This window comes from Sulfitobacter undariae, assembly GCF_014196805.1.
Lineage (GTDB): Bacteria > Pseudomonadota > Alphaproteobacteria > Rhodobacterales > Rhodobacteraceae > Sulfitobacter > Sulfitobacter undariae.
Genome location: NZ_JACIEI010000043.1, coordinates 1 through 1,175 on the forward strand (window position 1 = coordinate 1; position 1,175 = coordinate 1,175).

At 49.4% G+C, this 1,175-nt stretch carries 1 protein-coding gene; it reads right to left on the bottom strand.

The features are described from left to right. Positions 1-578: 578 nt before the first annotated feature. Positions 579-1,055 carry a phosphatase PAP2 family protein gene (locus GGR95_RS19085; protein WP_281395980.1) on the bottom strand — a complete coding sequence of 159 codons (477 nt, stop codon included), beginning with the start codon at positions 1,053-1,055 and terminating at the stop codon, positions 579-581. Positions 1,056-1,175 lie beyond the last annotated feature (120 nt).

Consider the following 1,175-nt stretch of genomic DNA (forward strand, 5'->3'; position numbering starts at 1 on the left):
AACGTATCTCTCTAGACAATGTTATAAATATAAACGCCGCGCAGCTCATCCTGCGCGGCGTTTATTCGTTCAAACAACAAAATAACATCAACAAATGACAGTTGAGAACTGACCCGGTACTGTCACCGAGATTCGACCGATTCTTAGCTATTTACCTGTGGCTATGCTTTTGTCAATGTGGTGGCCTCCTTTGGGAACTGTCAGTATAAAACTTGTTTAGGCGGACAGGGCGAGTAATTAGCGTGGTTGGATGACAAAGCACAGTCCTTTCCGCTATTTCAAGACGAGCCACGCGACCATCCGCTTGGCGTGATGATGTATGTCGGTTTCCGCTTTCGCGGTGGAACGTAAAGGAACTGAGACTGGGTCGCATTTGTCTGACACTACCACGCTGGGTCATGTAGAGAGGTTCCAATATCAAATGATTGCGTGGCACTGACCGACAAGGAAGTTACAGAGGTAACAAAGAGGTTTGTGCGCAAGTCGAATTTTGCTGATGGATTTGGGCTATCGATTGTTCAATCTCTGTGCGAACAACAGGCTGTGTTTTGGAAATAATGTCACCGATGCGGGGCAAATCACGCAGATTTACGGCCACTTTGAGGTTGCCTGCGCAACTCAGACCAGATGCTCAGATTTGAGATCACCATGCGGAGCGATGTATCCTTCATGTAACGGGATTTGGTAGCAAACAATGCGGTAACGATAATCCCGGTCAAAGCGCCTGACAGAACCGCCGAGATGGTATGTGCATCCAGCATGACACGCGCATACATTGTCAAAAGTGTTACGGGTATCAGGATCAATGCAAGCCAAAGGCTGTAGCGCCGGATCATAAAATAAGCACCAGCGCTGGCAAGTGTTGCGTGCCCGGAAGGCATATTCTGCTCGGAGTCTGGGGAACTGGGGCGCTGCCCCAATCTTGTTCCCCGCACAGTTACGTCATTTAACAAGCGTTTCGGGCCGTGTGAGGCAATCGTAGCAGCTACCGTTACTGCCGCTAGTTGTTTAAGCCCGGTCCAGTCTTTGAAAACCACAACCGCCGCAATAGGCATAACCGTGTTGATGTGCCTGCCATACCATTGTAAGCGGTGCGTCGATCCCACCTATTTGACGTAATTCCACGGTAGCAGATCGTTGATCTGGCTTTGTTTGTGGCCTGCAACGATGGCTGT